The sequence below is a fragment of the Microbacterium pumilum genome (assembly GCF_039530225.1).
GTDB lineage: Bacteria > Actinomycetota > Actinomycetes > Actinomycetales > Microbacteriaceae > Microbacterium > Microbacterium pumilum.
Map to the genome: position 1 here is coordinate 1,029,499 of NZ_BAAAOH010000001.1, position 20,946 is coordinate 1,050,444.

The following is a 20,946-nucleotide window of genomic DNA, read 5'->3' on the forward strand; positions in this document are numbered from 1 at the left end:
CTCGATCGCGGGATTAGGCTGGCCGCGCCGGACGAAGGGGTTCGGCGAGGGGGAGCATGACGCTGAGCAACATCGAGATCGCCCAGGCAGCACGGATGTTGTCGATCCAGCGGATCGCCGAGCAGATCGGCATCCCGGACAACGCCCTCGAGCCATACGGCCGGCATAAAGCCAAGGTCGCCCTCGGCTGGCTCGCCGGGCTCGACGACAGAACCGACGGCAAGCTGGTGCTCGTCACGGCGGTCTCGCCGACTCCGGCCGGCGAGGGCAAGACGACGACAACCGTCGGGCTGGGCGATGCGCTGCGCCGGATCGGCCACCGCTCGATGATCTGCCTGCGCGAGCCCGCGCTCGGGCCGGTGTTCGGGATGAAGGGCGGCGCAGCCGGCGGCGGCCACGCGCAGGTCGTCCCGATGGAAGACATCAACCTGCACTTCACGGGCGACTTCTCGGCCATCGGCGTGGCGACGAACCTTCTCGCCGCACTCATCGACAACCACATCCACCGCGGCAACGCGCTCGGCATCGATGTGCGGCGCATCACCTGGCGCCGCGTGCTCGACGTCAACGACCGTGCGCTGCGCGACGTGGTCGTGGGCCTGGGCGGTCCCGACAACGGGTACCCTCGCGAATCCGGCTTCGACATCGTGGTCGCGAGCGAGGTGATGGCCGTGTTCTGCCTCGCCACGGATCTCGCCGATCTCCGGACCCGGCTGGGCGAGATCGTCGTCGGCTATACGCGCGAGCGCACCCCCGTCCGCGCTCGAGATCTCTCCGCGAACGGCGCGATGACCGCGATCCTGCGCGATGCCCTCGCGCCCAACCTGGTGCAGACCCTCGAGCACACGCCGGCGTTCGTCCACGGTGGTCCGTTCGCGAACATCGCACACGGCTGCAACTCGGTGGTGGCTACCCGAGCGGCGCTGAAGCTCGCCGACTACGTGGTCACCGAAGCGGGCTTCGGCTCCGACCTCGGAGCCGAGAAGTTCGTCGACATCCTCTGCCGCTCGTCGGGGCTGCGACCGTCCGCCGCGGTGATCGTGGCAACAGTGCGTGCGATGAAGTACCACGGCGGGGTGGATGTCGCGGACCTGGCGACCGAGGACGTCGAGGCCGTCGAGCGGGGTGCGCCGAACCTGATCCGCCACCTCGGGATCGTGCGCGAGACGCTGGGCCTTCCCGCGGTCGTCGCGATCAATCACCGCGCCGAAGACACCGACGCGGAGGTCCAGGCTCTCGTCGCGGTGGTGGAGCAAACCGGCGCCCGCGCGGTCGTCGCCCGGCACTTCGCCGAGGGCGGTGCCGGTGCCGAACAGCTCGCGCACGAGGTCGTGCGCCTCTGCGACGAGCCGTCCACGCTCCAGTTCACCTATCCGGATGACGCGACGCTGTGGCGGAAGATGAAGACGATCGCGACCCGCATCTACGGGGCCTCGGACATCACCGCGAACACGGCGGTGCGCCGCCAGATCCAGCGGCTTCAGGATGAGGGCTACGGCGGCTATCCGGTGTGCGTCGCGAAGACGCAGTACTCCTTCTCGACGGACCCCAAGCTGCGGGGTGCGCCGACCGGGCACATCGTCGACATCCGCGAGGTGCGGCTCGCCGCAGGAGCGGGCTTCGTGGTCATGGTGTGCGGCGATGTCATGACGATGCCGGGTCTGCCGGCGGTACCCGCGGCGGAGTCGATCGACGTCGACGAGAACGGGCGAATCGTCGGGCTCTTCTGACACTCCTTGCAAAACCGAGCGCTATTCGGTTTACACTGGAAGGACGTACGCACGAAGGAGTGACACCGATGACCGATGTCGAGACCACCGCCGCTTCCCACCCGGACGCTTCCGCCGCACCGGCGGAACGACCCTGGCTGGATGCGAGCCTCGCCGTGGACGAGCGTGTGGCTCTCCTCCTCGAGGCGATGACGCCCGCAGAGAAGGCGGGTCTGTTCTTCCACACCATGATCGCGATCGGCGACCTCGACGAGCCGAACCCGATCTTCGGCACACCCTCCGCCCGTGAGTTCATCGACCGCAAGCAGATGACGCACTTCAATCTGCTGGGCGGCGCGCCGAGCGGCCGCGAGATCGCGGCCTGGCAGAACGCGCTGCAGCGGCTCGCGGCATCCACTCGTCTCGGCATTCCGGTCACCCTCTCGACCGACCCGCGCCACTCGTTCAGCGATAATCCGGGTGCGGCGATCATGGCCGGACCGTTCTCGCAGTGGCCCGAGACGATGGGCCTCGCCGCCATCGGCGACGAGGAGCTCGTCGAGCGGTTCGCCGACATCGCGCGCCAGGAGTACACCGCCGTCGGGCTGCGCGTCGCGCTGCACCCGCAGGTGGACCTCGCGACCGAGCCGCGCTGGGCGCGCCAGGTGGCGACGTTCGGCGAGGACGTCGACCTGTCGGGGCGCCTGGGTGCCGCGTACATCCGTGGGTTCCAGGGCGCTTCGTTCGGTGCGGGCTCGGTCTCGACCATGACGAAGCACTTCCCGGGCGGCGGTCCTCAGCTGAACGGCGAAGACCCGCACTTCGCGTACGGTCGCGAGCAGGTGTACCCCGGCGGTCAGTTCGAGCTGCACCTCAAGCCCTTCGAGGCTGCCTTCGAGGCGGGGACGCGCCAGATCATGCCCTACTACGGCATGCCGGTCGGCACCGAGTACGAAGAGGTCGGGTTCGGCTTCAACAAGTCCGTCATCACGGGTCTGCTGCGCGAGCGCTACGGGTTCGACGGCGTCGTGTGCACCGACTGGGGCCTGATCAACGACGCTGAGATCTTCGGCCAGCCGTTCCCGGCGCGCGCGTGGGGTGTCGAGCACCTCACCCCGCGTGAGCGGATGCTCAAGGTCATCGAGGCGGGTGCCGACCAGTTCGGCGGAGAGGCATGCCCCGAGCTGCTGCTCGAACTCGTCTCGGATGGTTCGGTGTCGGAGGAGCGACTCGATGCGTCGGCCCGCCGCATCCTGCGTGAGAAGTTCGAGCTGGGACTCTTCGAGAACCCGTTCGTCGACGAGGATGCCGCCGATCAGATCGTCGGCAGCGCCGACTTCCGGGCCGCCGGCGACGCGGCGCAGCGCGCGTCGATCACCCTGCTGACGAACGTGGTCGGAGCAGACGGAGCCCCGACGCTGCCCCTCGCGAGTGGGCTGCGCCTCTACGTCGAGGGCATCGATCGCGACGTCGCCGCACAGTTCGGAGTGGTCGTCGATTCTCCGGCGGAGGCGGATGCCGCCATCCTGCGCCTGCACGCCCCGTTCGAGCAGCGCGGGTCGACGTTCGAGAACTTCTTCCACGCCGGTTCGCTCGAGTACCCGGGCGACGTCGTCGCACACGTGCGCGAGGTCGCCGCGGCGGTGCCGACGGTGGTCGACGTCCTTGCCGACCGGCCCGCCGTGCTGACGCCTATCGTCGAGGCCGCGGGAGCCGTGACGCTGAACTGGGGCGCGAGCGCGGCAGCGCTGCTCGACGTGCTGACCGGAGCCGCCGAGCCGAAGGGCCGACTGCCGTTCGACCTGCCGCGTTCCATGGCGGCGGTGGAGGCATCCCGCCCCGACGTGCCGTTCGACACCGCCGATCCGCTGTTCCGGTTCGGGCACGGACTCAGCCTGTAGGCCGAGCCCGGCGCCGGAGCCCGCGGCGCGGCCCGCCCCGCGGCCAGCCCCCGCGCTCCCCCCTCCGCGCTCCGGCCAGCCCTGGCATCCGATTCAGGAAGATCGACCAGATCAGGACGAATCAGCGCAATTCGTCCTGAATCCGTCGATTCACCTGATCTCGTTCCCGGTGGTGCCCCGGCGCCGCCTCAGCCCGGGGGAAAGGTGCGCACGCGCCGCACCCGCAACACGTGCGGCAGCGCCGCGGTGTCTCGCGTGCCGTCCGCACGAGGAAACTCGTACACGTCGAGCATCAACTGAACGGGGTAGTTGATCGACTGCGCCACGGTCTTCACCCAGCGCCCGTCGATGAAGAACCGCATCCGTTCCGGGCTCCACTCGACGGCGTAGTCGTGGAACCGCGTGAGGTCGCCGTCCACGCGGATCTTCTCGAAGTCCGCACGAAGGCGAGGGTCATGGTGCGGCTTGACCCCCACGCCGACCCAGCCGCCGTCGTCATCGAGTTCCGCGCCGAAGATCTCGGCGATGCACAGCTCGCCGCAGTTCTCGGGCCGGTCTTCGAAACCGACCGGCCAGAAGGCGACCATCGCATCCGGATGCCGGATGGCAGCGAGCCGCACATCCATGACGCCGTGGTGCGCCAGCCACAGTCGCTGTTCGGGCTGCTCCTCTCGCACCGTGAGACCGTCGCGGAACCTGTGCTGGCCGATCCCGCTGCCGACCGGACCGGAGAACTGCCCGGTCTGCAGATGCGACACCCGCAGCTCACCGTCGATCGCAGGCGGCCACGGCGGGGTGTCGCCGTCGATGCGCAGCTCGAGCCCCGCGTCGCCGATGCTCCAGCGCGCCTCGGTCGTCGCGCGCGACGCCCAGTGCGGCAGGTAGAACGGCGACCACCGTGTCACGTCGAGCCCCGGTCCGCGGAAAGTCTCCTCCATGTCCGGTTCGCGGCCCTCGAGGTCGAGCGGCGACATGTCCAGCATCCAGGTGTTGAACGTGAGCTCACCGCCGCGCCACGGCATCGTGTCCGAGCCACGGTGCTCGAACCCGGCGCCCCGGCAGAGGGCGTTCGAGCCAGGGTTGTCCACGCCCGGGTACGCGACGAGGAGCGTTCGAGTGCCGTCGTCGACGATGCGGCGGATGACGAGGCGCAGCGCCTCGCGGGCGATCCCCCTGCCCTGCCACTCCGGCTCGACGTTCCACCCGGTCTCCCATGCGGGCACGCCATCGTGCTCGACCTTCCAGTACCCGATTCCGCCGACGGGGACGCCGTCCACCTCGATGCGGAACATCCGCGCCTCGCCCGTCTCCCACAGCCTCAGGTAGCGCGCCTGCCGCTCCACGAGCTGCTCGGGGGTCTCGGGCCCACCGAGGTGCGCGGTCATCTCGGGGGTGTTGCTGCGCTCGAGAAGGGGAAGGTCGTTGTCCCCCCACCGCTCGATAGTGACCGTCATCCGCCGCCCGCCTTTCACGCCTCCGGCTCATTCTGCGCGTGGGGTCCGACGGGGAACACCGGGCCGCCGCATCCGTCGTCGGCCCAGCGTGCCCCCGGTCCAGAATTCACAGCATCCCTCGGCGCAGAGCCTGCGAAACCCGGACCTGCGCCATCACGGCCCGCCAGGGCGGCGGGGGTCGATCATCCAGACGTTGACCGACATCCCTGCCTGCTCGCCCTCGCTCGCGAACGCGCCCGTTCCGACGAGCGAGAAGCCGACGCGTTCGCACAGGGCGTTCGAGGCGGCGTTGTCGACGTTCGCATAGCCGACGATCGGACGTCCTTCTCCGGTCGCGACGGCGCGCCGGACGACCTCGGCAAGGGCTGCCGACGCGGCGCCGCGCCCTTGCCACGCCGGTTCGATGACGCAGCCGATCTCATAGACGGGGGCATCCTCGTGCACCTCTGTCCACCAGCCGGCGTAGCCCGCAGCGACACCGTCCACCTCGACTCGGAACATCACGACCTCGCCGGTCTCCCACAGGTCGAGGTAGTCATGATGGCGCTCCGCGATGGCGTCGTCGCTCTCGGGCCCGCCCAGGAACCGTGTCATCTCGGGAGAATTGGCGCGCTCGAGCAGCTCGATGTCGTCAGCTCCCCAGCGCTCCAGCGTCACGCGCATGCACGTCCTTCCGGTCCCTCTCCATCGTCCCGGTCTGCGCCTGCGCACGCCACCCCGGCTCCGCCCGCCGAGCCCGTGTCTTCCCAGCCGCATCCGCCAGCCCCGCCTCTGCGCGGCGAGGCACCAGCTGCGTCCGGTGTGGACTGGACACAAGTCGAGGCGGACACATGGCCGAACTGGATTGTCGAACAGCTCCAACCGGTTTGAGTCACCATTGTGGAGGTCCTACCGTAAGCGTGACCTTCTTCCCCCTCCCCGAGAGGTGTTTCCATGGCCGACGCCGCTGTCCGTTCCAAGAAGCCCGCCACGAGCCGGCGCACGCCCGCCGGCGGTGCGCCGACCGCGCCGCACACGGCGGCTGAGGCATCCGATGCTCGCATCGACATCGCCGCGGTCACCGACATGCTGCTCGGCACGTGGGCCGACACCCGGCGCGAGGCTCGCGCGATGCTGAAGGATCCGGCATTCCACCGCGTCGACGGCCTCAGCATGCACGAGCACCGCGAGCGGGTGCTGAGCCAGCTGCACCTGCTCGTCGAGAACGGCTCCGTCCACCGCGCATTCCCCAAGTCGTACGGCGGCGAGGACAGCAACGGTGCCAACATCGCCGGGTTCGAAGAGCTCGTGTCGGCCGACCCCAGCCTGCAGATCAAGTCGGGCGTGCAGTGGGGCCTGTTCGGTTCTGCGGTGCTGCAGCTCGGCACGAAGGAGCACCACGACAAGTGGCTGCCCGGCATCATGAGCCTCGAGATCCCGGGTGCGTTCGCGATGACCGAGACAGGCCACGGGTCGGATGTCGCGGCCATCGGCACCACCGCCACGTATGTCCCCGACACCGAGGAGTTCGTCATCCACACGCCGTTCCGCGGCGCCTGGAAGGACTATCTCGGCAACGCCGCGCTGCACGGCATCGCGGCCACCGTCTTCGCGCAGCTGATCACGAACGGCGTCAACCACGGCGTGCATTGCTTCTACGTGCCGCTGCGCGACGAGAACGGCGCCTTCCTGCCGGGTATCGGCGGCGAGGACGACGGGCTCAAGGGCGGCCTCAACGGCATCGACAACGGCCGCCTGCACTTCGACCACGTCCGCGTACCGCGCACGAACCTGCTGAACAAGTACGGCGACGTTGCGGCCGACGGCACCTACTCGAGCTACATCTCGAGCCCGGGCCGCCGGTTCTTCACGATGCTCGGCACGCTCGTCCAGGGTCGTGTCTCGCTTGACGGAGCCGCGTCGTGGGCCTCAGCGCTCGGTCTGGACATCGCCATCACGTACGCCAACCAGCGTCGTCAGTTCGACTCGGGCGCCGGCACCGACGAGGTCGTGCTGCTCGACTACGGAAAGCACCAGCGGCGCCTGCTCACCCGTCTCGCGACGACGTACGCGTCGATCTTCGCGCACGACGAGTTCCTCAGGAAGTTCGACGGCGTCTTCAGCGGCGATGCCGACTCCGACACCGATCGCGAAGACCTCGAGACGCTCGCCGCGGCCCTGAAGCCGCTGTCGACCTGGCACGCGCTCGACACCCTGCAGGAAGCACGGGAAGCGTGCGGCGGCGCAGGCTTCCTCGCCGAGAACCGCCTCGTCGGGCTCCGCGCCGATCTCGACATCTACGTCACGTTCGAGGGAGACAACAACGTCCTGCTGCAGCTGGTCGGCAAGCGACTGCTGAGCGACTACGCCAAGCAGTTCAAGGGGGCGGATGCCGCGAAGCTCGCTTCGTTCGCCGTCACCGAGACCGCAGGCAAGCTGTTCCACGGCGCAGGCCTGCGCCAGCTCGGCCAGGCGGTCGGCGACCTGGGGTCGACGGCTCGGTCCGTCGAGCGCGGACTCCGAGCCGACCAGCAGCACGACCTGCTCGCCGGACGCGTGCAGCGCATGGTGGCCGACATCGCGGCGCGGCTGCGCCCGGCATCCGGTCTCACACCTCAGGGGGCGGCCGCGCTCTTCAACGCCAATCAGGCCGAGCTGATCGAGGCGGCGCGCGCACACGCGGAGCTGCTGCAGTGGGAGGCGTTCACGGATGCCGTCAACCGCACCGCCGACGAAGGCACCAAGCAGGTGCTGACATGGCTGCGCGACCTGTTCGGGCTCGGACTCATCGAGAAGCACCTCTCCTGGCACCTCCTCAACGGGCGCCTGTCGACCCAGCGCGCCGGAGCGGTGTCGAGCTACATCGACCGACTGTGCGCGCGCCTGCGCCCCCACGCGCAGGACCTCGTCGACGCGTTCGGCTACGAGCCGGAGCACGTGCGTGCGTCCATTTCGTCGGGTGCCGAGCGCGCGCGTCAGGATGAGGCCCGCGCCTACTACGCGGCGCTCGCCGAGTCGGGCGAGGCGCCGATCTCGGAGAAGGTCGCCAACAAGAAGTAGGCGCATTCGGGACGTCTCATCTCGCCTTCGGCTCGCTCGACGACCGGGGCTCGTCTTTGGGATCGCCCTCGGTCGTTGAGCGAGGGAGCGCAGCGACCGAGACGAAACGCGGTGAGCCGCCCTCGGGGATGCGCGTGGGGAATGTACGTGGCGGCACGGATTCCCCGGTGGACGCGGCGGCCATATCTTCGGGACAGCCCCGTCGCCGACGGGCCGCACACCCAGGAGGTGACCGTGCGCAGATTCTTCGAGATCGCGTTCTCGATGGTGACGATCCTGCTCGTCATCGCCGTCGTCCTGCAGCTGTACTTCGCCGGGATGGGAGTGTTCAGCGATCCCACCGACCGCCTGTTCGCCATCCACGGCTGGAATGGCAGGGTCGTCCTGCCGCTTTTGATCCTGCTTTCGCTGCTTTTCGCCGCGCTGGCGAGGGCGGGGAAGCGGACGATCTGGCTGAGCGCGTTGCTGGTCGGTCTCCTCGCCCTGCAGACGCTCATCTTCGTCATCACGGGCCTGGTCTTCAACATCGGCCCCGAGACGCCGCATCCGCCGCTCGCAGCCACGATGCTGCTGAGCCTTCACCCGATCAACGGTCTCGCGATCCTGGTCGTGTCGGTGATCGTCGCCGCACGGGCATGGAAGCTCGCGTTCGCGCGAGATGCGGCATCCGTCGGATCGTCGGCGGCACCAGCCCCTGACCGCGAGACCATCGATCTGGTACGTGAGCCATCGCGACAGTCGGTCGGCCGCGCACCCGCACCGTAGGGGCGTGTCATGAGCGCGGCGATCCTGCAACTGGGGTGCGGGGGAGCCGCGCTCGCCGCCGCCGTCGTCTGGATGATGCTCGCGGTGAGATCCGTGGCGAGTCCGCCGAAGGGAGGCGGAGTGCTGCCGCGCACGGTCCGGCGGCTGCCTCTCGTGGCCGTGACCGTCCTGCTCCTCGGCAGGGTGGCTGCAACGGTGGCGCTCGGACGGGCATCCGAGGCTTTCGCTGTCGATCGTGTCTGGGGGCTCGCCCTTTCCGCGATGCTGACGGTCGCCGCGCTTGTGGGAGTCGCGACGGCATCGCCCGCCGCCGGTGCACTCGCCGGCGGTGCGGCGCTTGCCGCCGTCGGCGAGCTCGTGTTCACGCTCGTGATCGGTGCGCCTGTTCCTCTCTGGGCCGGTATCGCCGTCGTGGTCGCGGTGCTCGCGGGGACGGCCGCGTGGGCGAACGCCACGTTGCATCGGGGTCGGAGGCCGCTCGCCCTCACCGCCGTGGTCGGCACGCTCGCTGTGACAGCGGCCGTGACCGTCGGGTGGGTGGGCACGACCGTTCCGGGGTCACTCGCGGACGAGGGATTCCAGGCGCACGAACACGGCACGACTCAGGCGCGTGAGGAGCAGGGCACGCCGGTGGTCGAGCTCGTGGGCGACGTCGACGCGGCGGCCCCTCGTGTCTCGGTACGGTTGATCGCGAAGCAGGACAAGATCTCGCTCGCCTCAGGTGAGACGCTCTCCGCCTGGACGTTCGGAGAACTCGGGGGTCCGGCGATCACCGCGACCGTGGGCGACGTGCTGGACGTGCGCCTCGACAACGTCGACATCGCCGGCGGCGTGACGGCGCATTGGCACGGGTACCCCGTTCCCGCAGCCTCGGACGGCGTGGCGGGCGTGACACAGGATGCCGTTGTTCCCGGTGCATCGTTCCAGACGGCGTTCGCCCTCGACCGCGCCGGGACGTACTGGTATCACACCCACCAGGTCGGGTCGGAAGGGGTCGCACGGGGCCTCTACGGCACGCTCGTGGTGCTGCCGGCGGAGGGATCCGCCGAGGATGTCGACGTGGTGCTGCCGCTGCACACGTTCGGGCGAGCCGTCGTGTTCGGTGCCGACACCCACGCTCAGCACACCCCAGCGGCCCCCGGACAAACGGTGCGTGCGAGGATCGTGAACACGGACCAGCTCCCGCAGCGGTTCACCGTGTCGGGCGCGGTGTTCCGGGTGCTCGCGATCGATGGCGCGCCGGTCGAGACCGACGAACTCGAAGACGTCGCGATCGAGATCCCGGCTGGCGGTCGGTTCGATCTGGGCTTCACGATGGGTGGGAGCGCCGTCGCGGTTCGTCCCGAAGCTTCGCGGAGCGCAGCGATAGTGTTCGGCCAGGCGTCCGACGAGGCTCCCCTGTCGACCAGCCCGGCTCGCACGTTCGATCCGCTCACCGAGGTGATCGGATCGACGCCACCCGACGAGTCAGCCGCTGCCCTGATCGCGGCGGCGGCCTCATCGGGACGATTCGACGCCGAAGCGACGTACGTGCTCGACCGTCTGCCGCGGCTTGTGAACGGCATCCCGCAGTACGCGTACACCGTGAACGGCGCGGCCTATCCGCACATCCCCTCCACGGTCGTGGCGGAGGGTGACGTGGTGCGTCTGACCGTCGTCAATCGAGGATTCGAGACCCACCCCATGCATCCACACGGTCACACCGTTCGAGTGCTGTCCGTGGACGGACAGCCACCGGCGGCACCGCTGTGGCTCGACACTTTCGATGTCGGACCCGGGCAGGTGTGGGAGGTCGCCTTCGTGGCAGACAACCCGGGCATCTGGATGGATCACTGCCACAACCTGCAGCATGCTGCGTTGGGCATGGTGCTGCACATCGCCTACCGGGGTATCACGACCCCGTTCATGCGCGGCGGCCACGCATCGAACGCCCCCGAGTGAATGGAGCCGATGAGCGGCACGTCACGGGCTCCCGGTGCGCTCGAGCCGTACGCGCGCTACCTTGTCGGCGGGGCCAGGAGGACGCCATGACGCAGCTGCTCGGACGGGAGGCCGTGGTGAGCCGGGTCGTCGCCGCCCTCGAGCGCACTGATCGGGAGGGAACCTCTGTGGTCGTCGTCTGCGGGCCGGCGGGCGTGGGCACGAGCGCGGTGGTCGAGGAGGCGCTGCGGCCGCTCGGCGCGAAGGTCGCGCGCGCACAGGGGGCACTGCCGTCGGATGCGACGGCGCCGGTGTGGTGGATCGACGACGCCCAGCGCCTGCCGCTCGCAGCGGTGGATCGCTTGCGAGCGGGCATCGCCGACGGCACTCGTGTGGTGCTGCTGTCGGGACGGACTCCGCTCGGGGAGCCGCTCGAGACGGTGGTGCGCGATGCGGTGCGCGCTGATCCGGCCTGCGTCGTGGATGTCTCGCCGCTGGATGCCGATGTTGCGGTCATCGCCGTCCGGGCTCCGGGCCTCGACGAGGCGGCGCCCGCTGTCGACGCTGAGCGGGCGGTGCGACTAGCGGCGGACTCGGGGAGCCGGCTTCGTCTGCTCGCTGCCGTGCTCGCATCGGATGAGGGCGACGGCGTCAGGGGAACGGCGGTGCGCGTCGCCGTCGACGATCTGCTGCGCGACCTGACGCCCCCCGCGCGACGGCTTCTCGATGTCGTGGTCACCGGCGGGGGTGACGTGCGTGCCGCTGCGGTGGAGAGGGTCTTTCTGCGCGACGGCGATGCCTCACGGGAGAGCTTCGATGAGGTCCTGGCCGAGCTCGAGTCAGCCTCACTCGTGGAGGTCGACGGCGTCAGGCTGCCGATGGGCGTCCCCATCGTCGCCGAGGTCATCGCCGCAGAGGTGGGGGCCAGTCGAGCGGCCGCGCTTCACGTCGCCTACGCCGAGACACTGGCGAGCCTCGAAGGAGTCGACCCCCGCGAGACCGCGGTGCACGTCCACGCGGTCGCCGACCGATTGCCGCGGGCATTCTCGACGAGCGTGCTGACGGCGGCCGCCGAGCGGCGGTTCGAAGCCCTCGATCCGCTCGGGGCCGCCGTCGACCTCGCGGCCGCCGCCGCTCTGCTCGAGGTCGCGGCCGACCGCGGGTCCACGGCCGACCGGGCTGCGGCATTCGATGTGCTGCTCAAACTCGGCATCGCGTATTACCAGGGTGGGAGGATCGAGCCGGCGCATGAGGTGTATCGACGCGCGGAGCGATTCCAGGATGCCGCCTCCCCGACCAAGATCGCCGAGTTCGAGCTCAACCGGACATATGTCCGGGCAGACCGCGGCCATCCGGCATCCGTCCCCCTCGCGTACAGCGGACCGCCCGATGGCGGAGTGGAACGTTCTGCCGACGTGGCGGTGATGCGCCTCTTCCTTGTCGATCGCGACAACGATCCCGTGGAGTTGGACGCGGTCTGTACGCAGCTCATCGCGTTGGACGGCGACGCGGCTTCGGCTGCGGAGCGCGGTGCGGCAGCTCTCGGTTCGTCCATCCGCGCCTCGATGGCGGGCGATCACGTGCTCGCCCGCGCCGAGGCCGAGCGCGCCCTCCGGATGGCCGGCGACAGCTCGGTCATCGTCTACGGCGGAATCCAGCGCGAACTCATCCGCCTGAACACGCTCTACGGGGATCTGGCCGCCGCCCTCCGGCACGCGGACGGGGACTCATTCGCCCTGGCGGGGCGCATCCCACGCGTCGTCGAGGGGTCTGCGATCATCCACGGCGCCAGTGTCGCACTGCTGCAGGGTGATGTCCTCGATGCCGCGGCGCGTGCCGAACGTGCGCTCACCGCGACGCGCCTGTCACCCGTCCCGCGGGGGATCGTGCGCTGCGTCAGCTGGGTCGCCGTGATAAGTGCCATGCGCGGAGACCTCGCGCGGGCGCGGATGCTCATCGCCGAGGCCGGCCGCCTGTTCCCGCTCGACGGGAATCTGCGCCTGGCGGCGATCGTGCTCTTGGCGCGCGCGCAGCTCGCGCTCCGCGAGTCGGGCGCGATGCCGCCCTCGGTCGACCTGAGTCTGGAGCGGGTCGAGGGGCCGGCGCGCCTCCTGCTCCCGCTCCTGCTCGCACGCCTCGCCATCCTGAACGGCGACGCCGCCACGGTCGAACGCGCGCTGGACGAGCTCGATCGCCTCGAAGGCAGCCTCGTCGCGGCCGCCCTCGCGCAGCGGGTGCGGGCACTCATGCTCGTTCCGACCCGTCGGCGCCGCGACGCCGCCGATGCCCTCGACGAGAGCGCCACCACGCTCGAGCGGCTGGGTTTCAGGGGCTTCGCCGCCGAGACCCGGCTCGAGTGGGCCGAACTCGCTGCGGAGCGCGCCGATCCCACCGCGCGCGCCGCCGTCGTCGGCCTGGTTCCGTATTTCGACGCCCAGGGCCTCGACGACTGGTCAGACCGGTCGCGGCGCCTGGCGCGCACGCTCGGCGTGCGCATCGGCGGCCGTCGCGGCGGAGTCGGTGAGCTGACCCGCCGCGAGTCGGAGGTCGTGGACCTCGTCCTGGCCGGGCTGACGAACGCGGACGTCGCGCGCCGGCTCTTCTTGAGCGAGCGGACGGTCGAGACGCACCTCCAGCACGTGTACCGGCGACTCGGCGTGGACTCGCGCCTCGGTCTGATCACGAAGCTCGGCGCCGTGTCGGCCGTCGAGGCGGACGATGGCTGAACCGCGCAGAAGGTACGTACCAGTCCGGATGCCGCAGCACTCGGCGCGGCGGGACGATGGCCACATGAGAACGATCGAGGCGACACCTCTGGCATCCGCCGCCGCGCACCACGGCGGCAAGGCGGCAGGACTGAGCGCGCTGCTGACCGCGGGATTCCCCGTTCCGCCCGGCGTGGTCTTCGATGCCGCGCCGCTCGCATCGGCGCCGGCGATCGCGGCAGCGGCGGTCGACGCGGCGCGCGAGAACGGTTGGCGCTCCGTCGCGGTCCGATCGTCGTCGAAGGGGGAGGATGGCGTGACCTCCTCGGGTGCCGGCGAGTTCGAGACAGTCCTGAACGTCCCCGGTGACGACGTCGAGGCCATGACATCGGCTGTCGACACGGTCCTCGCCTCGATCGGTGAGAACGGCGGAGTGATCGTGCAGCAGATGGTGGCCGCGGAAGCGGCCGGCGTCGTGTTCACGATCGACCCGGTGACCGGGGCGACGTTCATCATCGTCAATGCGGTGTCGGGCCTCGGTGACGCACTCGTCTCGGGAGCCGAGACACCGTGGGAGACCCGCATCCCTAGAGCGGTGGACGGATCGGTTCGCAGCGCCGACATCGTCGCGGATGACGGACCGATCGATCGCGCCGCGCTTCGCGAGCTCATCCGTCTCGCGTTGGCCGCGGAGGACGCGAGACATGGTCCGCAGGACATCGAGTGGGCCGTCGCGGACGGCGTCGTATGGCTCTTGCAGTCGAGACCTGTCACGGCGCTCGCGGAGCAGGTGCCGGTCGAGGTCGTCGTGCCGCCGGGCTACTGGGTGCGCGACCCCACGCACGGCCGCCTGCCGCGCACCCGCATGACCGCGAGTGTCATCGACGAGGATCGCGCGGTGCGGCCCATGGTCGTGGAGTTCGGGATGCTCGCGACCTTCTCCGGTGCCCGCATCGGCGGTTGGCATTACGTGACGATCGTCCCGGTCGGTGCGCCGCCGCCTGCGCCCGGGAAGTCCCCACCGAGGCTGCCGGGCTGGCTCGTGTCGCTGCTGATCCGCGGTTCTCGCGAGGGACGGCGCCAATTGCGCGCGGCACGGCGAGCTATGAAGACGGATGCCGCGCAGCGGCTGCTCGACGAGTGGAACGACCGGCGTCGCGAAGAACTCCGTGCCGGCATCCTCTCGTTCCAGGACGTCGATCTGGGGGGACTCGACGACGCTGAACTGGCCGATCAGCTGCGAGAGCGCGCGGGCACGCTCATCAGGAGCACCGAACTGCACTTCCGGCTCGCGATGCCCTACTCGATCGGCATCTTCCAGCTCGTCGACTTCTGTCGCGCACAGATCGGCTGGAGTGCCGAAGAGACACTCGATCTCCTCTCCGGGCTCGCCGACGTCGCATCGGAGCCGGGCCGCGCCCTTGCTGCGTTGGCCGCCATGCCGCCCGGCAGCGCCGAGCGCGCCGACGCCTTCGAGCAGTTCCAGCGCTACTTCGGCTGTCGAGCCCTCGATATCGAAGTCGCCGAACCCACGCTCGCGGAGTCACCGCACCTGCTCAACGTGCTCATCGATGCGGCACGCCAGGCAGGCTCCGTCGACGCCGAGCAGGCGCAGGCGGAGGCGCGAGCGCGCGTGGCCGCGCGAGCGCGGGCGCGACTGCGGCCGGCTCGGCGGGCCGAGTTCGAGCGACTGCTGGCGACCGCGGAGCGCGTGTACGGCCTCCGTGACGACAATGTCTTCCTCACGATCGACGCGCCCCTCGCCGTGGTGCGCTACGCGGCGCTCGAAGTGGGCCGGCGGCTCGCGGCACGCGGGACCCTCGACCTTCCCGAGGACGTGTTCCACCTGACGCCCGAGGAAGCCGCTGCGGCGCTGGGGTCGCGCGATCCGCTGACCGACATCCGCGACGGCGCTCAGCGCGAACGCGGTGAGCGGGCGTGGGCGATCGCGCATCCGGGTCCGATCAGCTATGGCATCGACCCGGGGGCTCCGCCGCGTTTCACGGGCCTCACGCGGGCCGAGCGCACACCGACGGAGGCGGAGATGCTGATGGGCGAGCTCATCATGCCGAGAGTGACAGCGGACTCCACGGGTCAGGATGGCGTGCTGCGGGGCACGCCGGCATCGGCGGGACGCGTCACCGGCACGGCCAGGATCGTCCACTCCGAGGCGGACTTCCACGTGCTCGAACCCGGCGACATCGTCGTGTGCCCGGGAACGCGTCCGTCGTGGTCGGTCATCTTCCCCATGATCGGCGGCCTCGTCGCCGACGCCGGCGGGTCCCTCTCGCATCCCGCGATCATCGCGCGAGAGTACGGGATTCCGGCGGTCGTCGCTGCTGTCGGTGCGACCGACGCGATCCGAGACGGTGAGGTGATCACCGTCGACGGCGGTGAAGGAACGATCCGACGGCACGCCTTCCCGCCGCGTCGCTGAGCGAGTCGCCGCGAGACGAGACGTCGGCCGCTTCACTGCACGACCGGCTCTGTCGAGGACCGCGGGTAGGGTCGCGAGGGTGACAGTGCTTCTCGGTGCCGACGGTGTTGCTCGATGTGCGTGGGTCGGCGACGACCCCGAATACCGCCGGTACCACGACGAGGAATGGGGAGTGCCACTCCACGGCGACCACGCGCTCTTCGAGAAGTTGAGCCTTGAAGGGTTCCAAGCGGGGCTGTCGTGGATCACCATCCTTCGCAAGCGACCGAGGTTCCGCGAGGTGTTCGCGGGCTTCGACCCTCACGTCGTCGCATCGTTCGGCGAAGACGACGTCGCGAGGCTGATGGGCGACGCCGGCATCATCCGCAACCGCGCGAAGATCGAGGCCACGGTCTCCAATGCCCGGCTCCTGCTCGAGATGCCTGACGGCGAGCTCGATGAGCTGCTGTGGTCGTTCGCACCGCCGCCTCGGGCGCGGCCCGCATCCTTCGCCGACATCCCTGCGGTGACGGCGGAGTCCGAGGCGATGAGCAAGGCTCTTCGCAAGCGGGGATTCCGCTTCGTGGGGCCGACCACGATGTATGCGCTGATGCAGTCGGCGGGCATGGTCGACGACCACGTCGAAGGATGCTGGCGGGTCAGTCTGTAAAGAATTCTTGACACTGGGCGCCTTTCGCCGTACGCTCAGAATGTCAAAGTTTCTTGACATTCTGGAGGCTTCCCATGCGTGCTGCCGTCTACCGCCGATACGGCGGCCCATCCGTGGTCGAGGTCGAACAGATCGACACTCCCGTGCCCGCTGCGGGTGAGGTGCTGGTTCGAGTCACGGCATCCGTCGTCAGCACGTCAGACGTCGCGATGCGCTCGGGCACGCCATTCGCCGCGCGGCTGTTCGCGGGGCCGTTCCGGCCGCGCCTGAGAGTGCTCGGTTCCGAGTTCTCGGGCAAGATCGTGGCGGTCGGCGATGGTGTCGACTCCTTTCGCGTCGGCGAAGCCGTGTGGGGCGTCACAGGCACGGCCATGCGCGCACACGCCGAATTCGTGGTGGTTCGCGCCGACGGTGTGATCGAGGCGCTGCCCGCCGGGCTCGACCCGGTCGAAGCAGCGGCCCTGATCGATGCGACCGCCCTTTCGTTCCTGGACGACACCGCCGAGCTGGTCGCGGGGCAGACCATCCTGATCAACGGCGCATCCGGAGCGGTGGGCACGGCGGCGGTTCAGCTCGCGTCGCACCGAGGGGCCGTCGTGACGGCGGTGTGCAGTGCCGAGCGCGCCGGCCTCGTCCGCAGCCTCGGTGCGCAGGAGGTGCTCGACTATCGAGCCGGCGACATCGTCACCACGCTTCAGGATCAGGGACGCACCTTCGACGTGGTCTTCGATGTGTTCGGCCACCTCGGCTATCGCGAGGCCCGGTGCCTGTTGACCCCGACCGGACGCTACTGCGGCACCGTGCCGACGCTTCCCCTCCTGTGGCGCACCCTGCTGACCAGGTGGTCGAAAGGCAAGCGGGGCATGATCGCGTTCACCGGGCTTCGCGGGAGGGATGCCGTGCTGGCCGATCTGCGCGAGACCGGGTCGCTGGCCCGATCCGGCGCGCTCCATCCGGTCATCGGAGCCGTGTACCCTCTCGAGCGGGTCGCGCAGGCGCACGCCCACGTCGGGCGGGGCAGGGCAGGCAACATCGTGCTCACGATGGGCTGAGCCGGCCTGACTCCGGCGACCCGACCGTCATCCCTCAGCCAGGCGACCGCAGCGCCGCAACGTGCAACGGATGCCGGAATGGGAGGCAGCCGTCTCACCCCCGGCGAGGCCGTGACCGCGCTCGAAGAGGCGATCGACGTCATCCGGGAACTGTGGGACACGAGCGAGCGCCGCGGCGCATTCACCGACGGACGGTTCCATCGCGTTCACGGTGCGAAGCGCGGACCGCGCCCTGCTCACGGCGTCCCCATCTGGATCGGCGCCTACAAGCCCCGCATGCTGGCCCTCACCGGTCGCACGGGCGACGGATGGCTGCCGTCATCCGGATACATGAAGCCCGGCGACCAGGCCCGCGGCAATGCGGCCATCGACGAAGCGGCCGCCGGCGTCGGTCGCGATCCGCGGGAGATCCGGCGCCTGCTCAACGTCGGCCGGCTCGCCGCCGACCCGCGCGAGTTCGCCGAGCGGCTCGCTGCGCTCGCGATGGAAGACGGTATCGGCACCTTCATCCTCGCCGGTGACGGCCCACGGTCGCTGCAGACGTTCGGGCGCCGAGTCGCGCCCGCCGTCCGTGAGATCGTGGCGGGCGAGCGTGCCGAGCGAGGCACCGCCGCGGCATCCGTCCGCTCGACCGCGGCGATCAGCGCGCGACGCGCCGGAATCTGAGCTTCGACAGGCTCCGCGAGCGGGTCACACGTGGTCCGGATTGCGCGGCGGTCCCGGTTTCGCAGGTTCGCGGCATCCGAAACCTGCGGAACACGGACCTGACCCCAGCTTCCGGGCAGGAATGAGGAAGCGCGGTGTCCGCGGTCATGAGCACAATGGAGGGTCGCCCCTTCGAGAGGACTCCCATGCCCGTGATTCGACAAGCTCATCAACCGGAGGCGCACATCGCCGACTCGCACGAGATGATCCGGGTCGTCGGAGCTCGCGAGAACAATCTCAAGAACGTGGATGTCGACATCCCGAAGCGCCGGCTCACGGTGTTCACCGGCGTGAGCGGCTCGGGAAAGTCGTCCCTCGTCTTCGCGACGATCGCGAACGAGTCGCAGCGGCTCATCAATGAGACCTACCCGACGTTCGTGCAGCAGTTCATGGGTCAGCTCAACCGGCCCGAGGTCGACGCGCTCGAGAACGTCAGCCCCGCGATCATCGTCGACCAGGAGCGGATGGGCGCCAATTCCCGCTCGACGGTCGGAACCGCCACCGATGCGCAGGCCATGCTGCGCATCCTCTTCAGCCGCCTCGGCCAGCCGCACGTCGGGTCGCCGCAGGCGTTCTCGTTCAACATCCCCTCGGTGTCGGGCGCCGGCGCCGTGACCTTCGAGAAGGGCGGCAAGAAGGTCAAGGAGCGCCGCTCCTTCGAGATCACGGGCGGCATGTGCCCGCGCTGCGAGGGCCTCGGCGAGGCGACCGACGTCGACCTCGACGAGCTGTTCGACCGCACCAAGTCGCTCGCCGAGGGCGCGCTCACCATCCCGGGCTACAACGTGGACGGCTGGATGGTGAAGGGGTTCACCGAGTCGGGCTTCGTCGATCCCAACAAGCCCATCCAGGACTACTCCGAGCAGGAGATGCAGGACTTCCTCTACAAGGAGCCCACCAAGGTCAAGATCCAGACCATCAACATGACCTACGAGGGGCTGATCCCGAAGATCACGAAGAGCTTCATGCAGAAGGACCGCGACTCGCTGCAACCCCACATCCGCGCGTTCGTCGACCGGGCCGTGAAGTTCACGGCCTGCCCCGACTGCGGCGGCTCGCGGCTGAACGAGGGTGCGCGCTCCTCGAAGATCAAAGGCGTCAACATCGCGGATGCCGCGGCCATGCAGATCACGGATCTCGCGGACTGGCTCGCGACCGTCGACGACCCCGAAGTCGCGCCGCTCATGGCGGGGCTGCGCGCGACGATCGACTCGTTCGTCGACATCGGACTCGGCTACCTCTCGCTCGATCGCTCCTCGGGCACGCTCTCGGGCGGCGAGGCGCAGCGCACCAAGATGATCCGGCACCTCGGATCCGCGCTCACCGACATCAGCTACGTCTTCGATGAGCCGACTGCGGGGCTGCATCCGCATGACATCCAGCGCATGAACGCGCTGCTGAAGCTCCTGCGCGACAAGGGCAACACGGTGCTCGTCGTCGAGCACAAGCCCGAGGTCATCGAGATCGCCGACCACATCGTCGATCTCGGTCCCGGGGCAGGCCGCGCGGGCGGCGAGATCCAATACACCGGGGATGTCGCGGGCCTCCGCGCATCGGGCACCATCACCGGTCGCCACCTCGGCGACCGGGCGCGCCTCAAGGAGTCGACACGGGCGGCGAAGGGAGCCCTCGAGATCCGGGGCGCGACCCAGCACAACCTGAAGAGCGTCGATGTCGACATCCCGCTCGGCATCCTCACCGTGGTCACCGGTGTAGCCGGCTCGGGCAAGTCGTCCCTCATCCACGGCAATGTGCCCTCGTTCGACGACGTCGTGGTGGTCGACCAGGCGCCCATCAAGGGGTCGCGTCGCAGCAGCCCCGCGACGTACACGGGGATCCTCGACGCGATCCGCGCCGCATTCGCCAAGGCGAACGGCGTCAAGCCCGCGCTGTTCAGCGCCAACTCCGAGGGCGCATGCCCCGCGTGCCGCGGACTCGGGGTGATCATCACGACGCTCGGGTTCACTCAGACGGTCGAGACGCTGTGCGAGCTGTGCGACGGCTCGGGGTTCAGCGATGAGGTGCTCGAGTACCTGCTGGACGGCAAGAACATCGCCGAGGTCCTCGCGATGTCGGCAGCGGAGGCAGCCGAGTTCTTCACGAAGGGACCGGCGCACACCACGCTGCTGCGCATGATCGACGTCGGGCTCGGGTACATCACGCTGGGCCAGGCGCTCAACACGCTCTCGGGCGGTGAGCGCCAGCGGCTCAAGCTCGCGATCTCGATGGCCAAGAAAGGTGCGATCTACGTGCTGGACGAGCCGACGACGGGCCTGCACCTCGCAGACGTCGACAACATGCTCAGGATGCTGGATCGCCTGGTGGCAGCCGGCAACAGCGTCATCGTGATCGAGCACCACCAGGCCGTGATGGCGCACGCCGACTGGATCATCGACATCGGACCCGGCGCGGGCCATGACGGTGGCGAGATCGTCTTCGAGGGCACCCCCTCCGACCTGGTGGCCGAGGGCAAGACCCTGACCGCCCAGCATCTCAAGGAGTACGTCGCCCCCGGTCGTTGAGCGAGCGAAGCGAGACGAAACGTCCCGAGATCGGCTTACGGCGTTCGTCTCGTCGCTGCGCTCCTCGCTCAACGACCGAGTGGCGCCG

At 69.5% G+C, this 20,946-nt stretch carries 13 protein-coding genes; 11 read left to right on the forward strand and 2 right to left on the reverse strand.

The features are described from left to right. Positions 1-56 precede the first annotated feature (56 nt). Positions 57-1,730, forward strand: coding sequence for a formate--tetrahydrofolate ligase (locus ABD188_RS04715; protein WP_344059017.1), 1,674 nt, complete (start codon positions 57-59; stop codon positions 1,728-1,730). A 68-nt stretch (positions 1,731-1,798) separates the two neighbouring features. Next, entirely contained in the window at positions 1,799-3,610 is a 1,812-nt protein-coding gene (locus tag ABD188_RS04720; RefSeq protein ID WP_344059019.1) for a glycoside hydrolase family 3 protein, read from the forward strand. Positions 3,611-3,798: 188 nt separating this feature from the next. Here ABD188_RS04720 and ABD188_RS04725 read toward each other — a convergent pair whose 3' ends face one another. Then, positions 3,799-5,064 (reverse strand): GNAT family N-acetyltransferase, encoded by a 1,266-nt coding sequence (locus tag ABD188_RS04725; RefSeq protein ID WP_344059021.1) that lies wholly within the window; start codon positions 5,062-5,064, stop codon positions 3,799-3,801. A gap of 153 nt (positions 5,065-5,217) precedes the next feature. Beyond that, complete coding sequence (locus tag ABD188_RS04730; protein ID WP_344059023.1) at positions 5,218-5,727, reverse strand: GNAT family N-acetyltransferase; 510 nt, start codon at positions 5,725-5,727, stop codon at positions 5,218-5,220. Positions 5,728-5,997: 270 nt separating this feature from the next. Here ABD188_RS04730 and ABD188_RS04735 point away from each other — a divergent pair, with 270 nt between their 5' ends. From ABD188_RS04735 to ABD188_RS04775, 9 genes are all read left to right on the forward strand, one after another. Then, complete coding sequence (locus tag ABD188_RS04735) at positions 5,998-8,103, forward strand: acyl-CoA dehydrogenase family protein (RefSeq protein ID WP_344059025.1); 2,106 nt, start codon at positions 5,998-6,000, stop codon at positions 8,101-8,103. A gap of 234 nt (positions 8,104-8,337) precedes the next feature. Then, positions 8,338-8,868, forward strand: coding sequence for a DUF6220 domain-containing protein (locus tag ABD188_RS04740; RefSeq protein ID WP_344059027.1), 531 nt, complete (start codon positions 8,338-8,340; stop codon positions 8,866-8,868). Between the two features lie 9 nt (positions 8,869-8,877). Then, on the forward strand, positions 8,878-10,809 hold the full coding sequence (locus tag ABD188_RS04745) for a multicopper oxidase family protein (RefSeq protein WP_344059029.1): 1,932 nt from the start codon (positions 8,878-8,880) through the stop codon (positions 10,807-10,809). Between the two features lie 86 nt (positions 10,810-10,895). Further along, positions 10,896-13,514, forward strand: coding sequence for a helix-turn-helix transcriptional regulator (locus ABD188_RS04750; RefSeq protein ID WP_344059031.1), 2,619 nt, complete (start codon positions 10,896-10,898; stop codon positions 13,512-13,514). 64 nt (positions 13,515-13,578) lie between these two features. Next, on the forward strand, positions 13,579-15,930 hold the full coding sequence (locus ABD188_RS04755; RefSeq protein ID WP_344059033.1) for a PEP/pyruvate-binding domain-containing protein: 2,352 nt from the start codon (positions 13,579-13,581) through the stop codon (positions 15,928-15,930). Between the two features lie 79 nt (positions 15,931-16,009). Further along, positions 16,010-16,579, forward strand: coding sequence for a DNA-3-methyladenine glycosylase I (locus tag ABD188_RS04760; protein WP_344059035.1), 570 nt, complete (start codon positions 16,010-16,012; stop codon positions 16,577-16,579). A gap of 74 nt (positions 16,580-16,653) precedes the next feature. Continuing rightward, a complete protein-coding gene (locus ABD188_RS04765; protein ID WP_344059037.1) occupies positions 16,654-17,631 on the forward strand; it encodes an NAD(P)-dependent alcohol dehydrogenase in 978 nt (325 codons plus the stop codon). A 78-nt stretch (positions 17,632-17,709) separates the two neighbouring features. After that, positions 17,710-18,297: an LLM class flavin-dependent oxidoreductase gene (locus tag ABD188_RS04770; protein ID WP_344059039.1), complete on the forward strand. Its 588-nt coding sequence runs from the start codon at positions 17,710-17,712 to the stop codon at positions 18,295-18,297. A gap of 185 nt (positions 18,298-18,482) precedes the next feature. Continuing rightward, entirely contained in the window at positions 18,483-20,858 is a 2,376-nt protein-coding gene (locus ABD188_RS04775; RefSeq protein WP_344059041.1) for an ATP-binding cassette domain-containing protein, read from the forward strand. Positions 20,859-20,946 lie beyond the last annotated feature (88 nt).

What these genes read in the sequence shown, in the direction of transcription:
- ABD188_RS04715 (WP_344059017.1), top strand. Translation starts at nt 57, where the DNA reads ATGACGCTGAGCAACATCGAGATCGCCCAGGCAGCACGGATGTTGTCG.
- ABD188_RS04720 (WP_344059019.1), top strand. Translation starts at nt 1,799, where the DNA reads ATGACCGATGTCGAGACCACCGCCGCTTCCCACCCGGACGCTTCCGCC.
- ABD188_RS04725 (WP_344059021.1), bottom strand. Translation starts at nt 5,064, where the DNA reads ATGACGGTCACTATCGAGCGGTGGGGGGACAACGACCTTCCCCTTCTC.
- ABD188_RS04730 (WP_344059023.1), bottom strand. Translation starts at nt 5,727, where the DNA reads ATGCGCGTGACGCTGGAGCGCTGGGGAGCTGACGACATCGAGCTGCTC.
- ABD188_RS04735 (WP_344059025.1), top strand. Translation starts at nt 5,998, where the DNA reads ATGGCCGACGCCGCTGTCCGTTCCAAGAAGCCCGCCACGAGCCGGCGC.
- ABD188_RS04745 (WP_344059029.1), top strand. Translation starts at nt 8,878, where the DNA reads ATGAGCGCGGCGATCCTGCAACTGGGGTGCGGGGGAGCCGCGCTCGCC.
- ABD188_RS04750 (WP_344059031.1), top strand. Translation starts at nt 10,896, where the DNA reads ATGACGCAGCTGCTCGGACGGGAGGCCGTGGTGAGCCGGGTCGTCGCC.
- ABD188_RS04755 (WP_344059033.1), top strand. Translation starts at nt 13,579, where the DNA reads ATGAGAACGATCGAGGCGACACCTCTGGCATCCGCCGCCGCGCACCAC.
- ABD188_RS04765 (WP_344059037.1), top strand. Translation starts at nt 16,654, where the DNA reads ATGCGTGCTGCCGTCTACCGCCGATACGGCGGCCCATCCGTGGTCGAG.
- ABD188_RS04770 (WP_344059039.1), top strand. Translation starts at nt 17,710, where the DNA reads ATGGGAGGCAGCCGTCTCACCCCCGGCGAGGCCGTGACCGCGCTCGAA.
- ABD188_RS04775 (WP_344059041.1), top strand. Translation starts at nt 18,483, where the DNA reads ATGCCCGTGATTCGACAAGCTCATCAACCGGAGGCGCACATCGCCGAC.